This window comes from Arthrobacter sp. NPDC093128, from assembly GCF_040683875.1.
Lineage (GTDB): Bacteria > Actinomycetota > Actinomycetes > Actinomycetales > Micrococcaceae > Arthrobacter.
Genome location: NZ_JBFBEY010000056.1, coordinates 1 through 7,304 on the forward strand (window position 1 = coordinate 1; position 7,304 = coordinate 7,304).

The following is a 7,304-nucleotide window of genomic DNA, read 5'->3' on the forward strand; positions in this document are numbered from 1 at the left end:
CGCAATGAGATTGATGGTCTGGTCGTCGTTGGGGTAGGAGATCGCCTCAAGCATGCCGTCCCAGAGTGTCCTGGCTTGTTCGAGGGCCTCGCCCGCGTTCATTGCGTGGATTGCTTTCACTCGGTCGTCGACGGCGTCCGCTGTGCGTTCTTCTTTTGTTGAGGCCGGCAGGGTGATGTGGTTTGTCGGTGCGATGGTGCTGCCGCGGTAGACGAATTCGGCGTTGATCTGGCTGGACTGAGTCGCTTTCAGCGGGAGTGTCAGTCCGTTGTGGGGGTCGCCGTCGTACGGGGAAATGGTGTTGTCTCCGACGAGGAGCCCGTCGCGGATGGTCATGCCGCGTTCGGCCAGCGCGCACGTCAGTGCTGCGATGGTTGCTGCATGCGGTTTGGGCTGCCCGGGTTTCTGGGGCTCGGAGGTGTACACGGCGAAGAGCACGCTGGCGGCGCTGGCGTCGTGGGCGAGGTAGTCGGCCACGGTGCGTGCGTACCTGAGTCCGCCCTCGCGGGTGGGGAGGTCGACTCTGAGTGTTGCGCCGACGCGGTTGGCGTCCAGGGTGATGCACACGAGGCTCTCGTGGGGCCAGAACCCGAGGGTGTGCCCGACGAAACTGAGGACGTCGGCTGGGGTTTTGATGGTGAGCGGTTCCATGGTCCTTCTCCTTCAGCGGCTGGCGGGCACCGGATGTGTCCGTCAGATTTGGGCGTCGTTCTGATACATGGAGTCACCGCTGGGTTTGAGGGTCCGGAGGGCAACTTGGGGAACCCGGAGCGATTCAAAGTTTCGAGAGGAAATAAGCGACGGAGGAGCGCCGAACGAAACGTTGGATCGAGCCCGGCGCATAGCGCCCTGGTTGCGCGGAGGACCCGCCCAGCGATGATGGGGATCAGAATGACAAACAGCGAAGTTGCTTCTGGTCGTTCATGGAGGCGGGGGAGTGGGGCGGCATGACGGACTAGGTTGTCCAGATGTCTGTGTCGCCACCTGGCTCGCGTGGGTACGGCATTTTGGGCCCCGGAGCTTCTAGCCGCCTCCTCCGGACCGGCCGGGAGCAGACGCGAGATGTCGACTGGGTGCCGCGTGTGACACCACCGCCAACCCACAGCTCCTGAGGGCGGGGGCCGACAGCCTGGGCCTGAGAGGCACGCTTGCGCTTGTCGGAGCTGCAGCTCCCGGGACAGAGACGTCATTCGAAATCGGCATCTCGCTCGTGAAGGGTTGGACTTTCAAGACCATCGTGCAGGGCAGCTCCGTACCGCAGGTCTTTATCCCCAAGCTGATCGCACTTTGGCAGGCAGGACGCTTCCCGATCGACAAGCTGATTCGCACCTACCCCCTCGCCGAGATCAACGCGGCGTTCGACGACTCGAAGAGCGGTCGAACGATCAAGCCAGTCGTCCTGTTCTAACCTCCCGCCGTCGGTGACCACTCTTTTAATGCGAGAAATACGCTTAGATTTTCGCGTAAGAGCATCGTTGGACTGCACTTTTGTGGCCCTTCGCATTTGGGCATGGTTTGTTGGTTTGATCCTGTAAGGTCGGTGGCCGTCGGCGGCGAGTAGGCATCTGAGTCTGTAGTTGGTGAAGTTGCGGAAGCCTCTGGCGATTCGGCGTGTGGTTTCGATGACGCCGTTGATTGCTTCAGTGGGGCCGTTGGAGGCGCCGTTGGTGTCGAAGTTGGCCAGGATCGCCGTCTTCCATTGTTTGAGGGTCCGGCCGAGGCGGGCGACTTCGGGGATCGGGCAGGTCGGGAATGAGGCGATGACTTCGTTGACGAGTTCCCGGCCCCGTTCCGGCCGGGCGTGGTAGATGTTGCGGAGCTTCTGCTAGCACTGCCAGGCGAGGGTGACTTCGTGGTCGGGGTCCCCGACAGCGAGTTTCGCATCAAGCCGTGCGGTCTGCTTGTCGGAGAGCTGTTCAGCGCCGATCTGTAGGGTCCTCTGGATCCCGTAGAGCGGATCTCCCTTGCGGCCGCGGTGCCCCAGGGTGTCCTGCTGGACGCGGCGGCGGACTTCGTCGACCATGGCTGATCCGAGCTTCACAACATGGAAGGCGTCCAGGACCGTGATGGCTTCGGGCAGTTCGTCGCGGATCGCGTTGGCGTAGCCGCGGAATGGATCCAGCGCCGCTGTTTTGATGCCGGCGGTGAACCCGGTGCCGCGGTCTTTGAGCCAGTCGGCGTACGCCTTCCCGGATCGGCCCGGGACGAGGTCCAGCAGCCGGGCGTGGACCATGCCGTGGGCGTCGCGGGTGTGGTCCACGATCCCGGTGACCATGCCGGATCCGGGCTGGCCGGTGTGGGACCAGACATGCTCATCGACACCGAGCGCGTCAACGCCGGCGAGCCGATCGGTGCTCCCGATGCGGCGGGTGGCCTCTGCCTTGATGGCGTTCCAGACGGTGTGCCAGGAGACCCCGAGTTGGTGGGCCAGGGCCGAGACCGAGGTATCGAAAGCCTGCAGCGCGTCGGTCGCCGACCCAACGGCCCGGGCAGTGAGTTTCGCCCGTGGCCCGGCCAGCGGGTGTTCCTCGGTGAATGTCGTTCTTGGGCAGCCCGGGTCCGGGCAGCGCCAGACGCGTTTGGCCCACAACAGCCGCACCGGCCTGCCGAAACAGGGGATGTCATGGAGCCGGACCTGGCGGCGTCCGTGGCCGACCGCGACGACGCCACACTCAGGGCAACCTGCGAGTTCCCCGCCGGTTTCAACGCCCAGAACCAGTCCAGTGACGGTTGCCATGACAGTGCTGACGTGGATGCCCTCGACACCGAGCAGCGCATCAGCCCGGGTGCACCAGCGACCATCGGAACAAGAAATAGAGTTATTCATGTCAGGGTCTCTTTTGGTATTGGTTTGCTTGGTCGCTACCAATTCAAAGAGGCCCTGACCTCTTTCCTGCCGCACCAGGCCGAACCGACAACCGCCAGCCCGCGGCGGTATCCTCAGACCGCCCTAACCACGCTCATCTGCGAAGGGCCGGTATACCCTACACAACCGGATTTTACTCTGCCTACAAAGGCGACTGGGTTGACGGAGCCTTCCACGACACCATTGTCCAACTTGATTTGGCAACCGGAAATCACAAGGAATACAACCCTGGCGGAGGAGAATACTTCCTCGAAACTGTCTTTGTGCCTCGTCATGACGAGGCGCCCGAGGCAGACGGCTGGCTTCTGACATTGGGCTACAACACGAAGCATAACCTGAGTGACTTCCTCATCTTTGATACGGCTGACATCACCCAGGGACCAGTAGCTCGCGTGGAACTTCCCACACGCGTTCCTTATGGTTTTCATGGCAGCTGGCATTCCTTCGACGTGTAAGCAGCACATCAGCTGACCTCGCGGCCGCCTGCGGGGGTTGGAGTGCGTTCCCTGCAGACGGGATCCCCGCTTGCATATTTGCGGGAGATCCGACTCCTGTGTTCACAACGGGAGCTAATGACTGGTGCGCCTGAAACGAGTACGGCCTCTTGACACCCGAAAGGCAGGGAAACCTTGTCTGTTTCCCTGCCTTTACAGGGCGGAGCGTCGGCCTGGGGCTCTTTTCCCATCCCGGTCGATTCGCAGCCGATTAGGCAGCTCGCTTTGGTGGGCTTCCATCGGATATTTTGCGCCGACAATGCAAATACGCCATAACTGGTGCTCAATTTGCTGACAGAGACTTTGCATAGTATCGAACGTCCGCCCGCCAGCTGCTGGGCGGGCATCTGGAACTCGGGACGATCGAGATGTTAAAAGAGCCAGCCGATGCAGGGCCTTTTCAACCGCGTACCGTTGGGCTCAAACTGATGTAGGACGGTCAACACGGGTGTCCATGAATCAGCTTGAGGCAGGGGTGTTAATGATGCCTGCGGTGGCCGGTTGGAACGCAGATAACACTGCCGGTTCTACCGGCGAGGGGGCTGTAACGCTCGTTGAGGGTTCCTCGTTTTGCATCTCGCTGCAGAACGGTGACATCTTCCCGCATCACCCGCACGGCGTTTTCCACCAGGACACCAGAATCTTGTCCCGTTGGGTGCTGACGATTAACGGGCAGCCGCTGGAAGCGTTGGGCGCCTGGACTTCCTTGCCGTACCAGGGAATCTTCGTCGGCAGGGCTGTGCGTGCTGACGGGGGTGCCGACAGCCCACTGACGGTGGAACGCAAGCGTGACGTGGGCGCCGGGATCCTGGAAGAAATTACAGTACACAACTACGCCCGCCAACCTGCCACCTGCGAGCTCGCGCTCTCTGTGGATGCTGATTTCGCGGACCTCTTTGAGGTCAAGGACGGGCGTTTCCACCGGCAGTGGGAACAGAAACGCGAGTTCGGTGACGGCTCCGTGATCCTGGAAGCCAGCTGGCGCAACGTGCGCAAACGCGTGACGGTACGGGCGCCAGGGGCTGAGCCTGGCACGGACGGACTCCTGCTCCGCACGGTGATTCCCGCCCATGGCCAGTGGAGTGTCCACGTGGCTGTTGTGCCGGACGCGGCCGATGCTCAGCCCGGATTGCCCCTTCATGCCTCCCCGGACAGCCGGCAGCAGGCCTGGGTGGCAAGTATCCCCCGGGTCAAGATCGGGAACCCTTCCGTCGAAAAAACCGTCTACCGCAGCTATGCAGACATCGGCGCCTTGCGCATCGTTGACCCGGATCATCCGAACCGAATGGTTGTGGCTGCCGGGGCGCCTTGGTTCATGGCGCTGTTCGGGCGGGACTCTTTACTGGCCTCGTTTATGGTGATGCCCATCAATGCACCGCTGGCGCTGGGCACCCTGCAGACGCTGGCCGACCGCCAAGGCGCCGTTGTGGACCCACTGACCGAAGAACAGCCGGGGCGGATTCTGCACGAGGTCCGGCTGGGCATTGGTACCGGGCTGGCCTTGGGAGGCAAATCTGCCTACTACGGCACCGCTGATGCCACACCCCTGTTCGTGACGCTATTGGGCGAAGTCAGCCGGTGGGGACTCGCCGCCGATGACATCGCAGCACTACTGCCCCACGCGGACAGAGCCCTGGACTGGATTCGTGACTACGGCGACCGCGACGGCGACGGTTTCGTCGAGTACGAACGACTCAACGACCAAGGACTCATCAACCAGGGCTGGAAGGACTCCTGGGATGGCGTCAATTTCGCCGACGGCAGCATCGCCGAGCCACCCATCGCGTTGTGCGAGGTGCAGGGTTATGTCTACAGCGCCTATATCGCGCGCGCCTGGATGGCCCGCGACGCCGGAGACGAGGCTTTGGCAGCCGAACTGTGGGACCGCGCCAAAACGCTGAAGAAACGGTTCAACGAGCAGTTCTGGTTACCGGACCGCGGGTACTTTGCGATCGCGCTCGATCGCAATAAACGCCCGGTGGACGCATGTGCCTCGAATATGGGCCACTGCCTATGGTCCGGCATTGTTGACGAGGCAAAGGCGCAACAAGTTGTCGACCGCCTGATGTCCCCTGAGATGTTTAGCGGGTGGGGCGTACGAACGCTGGCTACGGACATGGGTGCCTACAACCCCGCCAGCTACCACAACGGCTCCGTATGGCCCCATGACAATGCTCTGATCGTCGCAGGGCTGATGCGCTACGGCTTCGTCAAGGAAGCCCAACGGATCTCCTCATCGCTGATGGAAGCCGCCGAATACACCGACCACAGGCTGCCGGAACTCTTTTGCGGCTTCAGCCGCACCGACTACCCCAGGCCGCTCCCTTATCCCACCGCTTGCTCACCCCAGGCCTGGGCCGCCACCACCCCAGTAATGCTGTTCCGCAGCCTGCTGCGCTACGACGCACACCTTTCCCTGGGCAAGGTGTGGCTCGACCCCGTGCTGCCCGAGACTTGGGGAGATTTCGAGGCCACCAACGTCGCGCTGGGTGGGGCGCGGTTCACGGCAAACGTCTCTGGGCCGGAGGTTGCGGTTACCGGCCTGCCGGAAGGGATTACGGTCCACAGGGGTATGCGGCCGTCTTTCGGGGATCTCGAGGAACCTGAGCGGCTGCCCCCTAACACCTGACTCAGCGGCAGGGATAGGCCAGTCCAACAGAATCAGGGCCAGCAATTTAGGCTTTCGTGAAATTTGCACACAAGTGACGGGCGAGCGAACAGGACCGGCGGAGGGCCGCTTCGGGAAGCGCTCTCTGCCTCGCTGATCTCTCTCAGTTGATCAACACAGGCTCGAGTTAAGCGGCCGACCCAGGATCTGGGCAAGGCCGGCTCCATCCAGACCCATATTTGATGCACATGCGTCAACAGGGTTTTTATCGCGGTCTAGGGCGGGCGACCGCGTAGTAGCCCCGGTAGGGCAGCCAGAACTGCTCATAAAATTGGTTCTTGAGATGATTCGCGCTTTCTTGGACTTCATCCGCAAGGGCCAAGTCACCGACATCATGGGCCGTCAACGCGCGGGTGATCAAGTCAGCATAGACACAGCCCTGCACTTCACATAAGGCAATGGGCAAGGCGGTGACGGGAAGGCATCGGAGCCTGACGGACTCGAACAAGCACGGCAAGATGCTCGCCTCTGTTGGCCGGTCCCCTGTCCGCGTGTCCCACCTGCACTTCATGGTCACCGCCCCCGACCTGAGGACCCTCGTGACGCACATCTTCGTCGACGGCGACCCGCAGATCGAGATCGGCGACTCCGTCTTTGGCGTCAAGGACTCTCTCATCAAGAAGTTTGAATCCCAGCCCGCCGGTGTCCTCACTCCCGACGGGCGCGACGTGAACGGCCAGTCGTGGGCCCGCACGCGCTTCGACATTGTCCTGGCTCCGGTCCTCATCTGAGATGCGAGCAGCGGGCGGGACACATACAACTTTTCTGAAGCGGAAGATGCCTGCTAGTGCTTTAACGCCAACCGAAGGCAGGGCCACCGATTAAGATGGAAGGTGATCAACTTGCGATGATGGGTGGAGATACGCCACCTGTTTTTTAGACCGACAAACACTTAAGCGTGAAATCGACAGGATCGTGGGTTTCCTCCGGGATAGTGCATCGGGCGCTGAACTACCGGTGGGCGGGGGGTGTCGAGTTTTGATGCGTTTGTGCCCGGAATGCCGGAGTTTGAGCGAAGACGCCGACGATTGAGTGGAAGTAGGACGTGTATGGCCAACTCAGCATCCGGGGAGTCTGTGGTGGATCGGGTAGTGAGGCTCATATCGGCCTTTCCTGACGGCCCTGGAGGTCTTCAGCTGTCCGAGCTTGCACAGAGGTCAGGCCTGCCGCTCACAACAGCTCATCGCTTAGTGCACCAGCTCGCCGTCCACGGCTTGCTCGAGACTGAGCCGGGCGGATCAGTGCAACTGGGGCTGCATTTATGGGAACTGGTGAA

5 protein-coding genes and 2 pseudogenes are annotated in these 7,304 nt (G+C 61.8%); 5 read left to right on the top strand and 2 right to left on the bottom strand.

Translation table 11 applies throughout. The annotated features are described in order from the left end of the window. On the bottom strand, positions 1-651 hold a 651-nt coding region (locus AB0N24_RS27205; RefSeq protein ID WP_364131643.1), incomplete at its 3' end, for a DUF4192 family protein. A gap of 559 nt (positions 652-1,210) precedes the next feature. On the opposite strand from AB0N24_RS27205, the gene AB0N24_RS27210 reads away from it, so the two are divergent. Beyond that, positions 1,211-1,408 carry a hypothetical protein gene (locus AB0N24_RS27210; protein ID WP_364131650.1) on the top strand — a complete coding sequence of 66 codons (198 nt, stop codon included), beginning with the start codon at positions 1,211-1,213 and terminating at the stop codon, positions 1,406-1,408. A 168-nt stretch (positions 1,409-1,576) separates the two neighbouring features. Here the strand turns inward: AB0N24_RS27210 and AB0N24_RS27215 are convergent. Continuing rightward, positions 1,577-2,827 (bottom strand): annotated as a pseudogene (locus AB0N24_RS27215) (ISL3 family transposase); the annotation flags it as partial. Positions 2,828-2,979: 152 nt separating this feature from the next. Between AB0N24_RS27215 and AB0N24_RS27220 the strand changes: the two are divergent. The 4 genes and pseudogenes from AB0N24_RS27220 to AB0N24_RS27235 all read left to right on the top strand — a co-directional run. Continuing rightward, positions 2,980-3,321, top strand: coding sequence for a carotenoid oxygenase family protein (locus AB0N24_RS27220; RefSeq protein ID WP_364131646.1), 342 nt, complete (start codon positions 2,980-2,982; stop codon positions 3,319-3,321). Between the two features lie 532 nt (positions 3,322-3,853). After that, entirely contained in the window at positions 3,854-5,989 is a 2,136-nt protein-coding gene (locus AB0N24_RS27225; RefSeq protein ID WP_364131648.1) for a glycogen debranching N-terminal domain-containing protein, read from the top strand. 491 nt (positions 5,990-6,480) lie between these two features. Beyond that, positions 6,481-6,759: pseudogene (locus AB0N24_RS27230) on the top strand (hydroxyquinol 1,2-dioxygenase); the annotation flags it as partial. Between the two features lie 318 nt (positions 6,760-7,077). Further along, positions 7,078-7,304: helix-turn-helix domain-containing protein (locus AB0N24_RS27235; RefSeq protein ID WP_364131419.1), on the top strand; the 227-nt coding region annotated here is incomplete at its 3' end.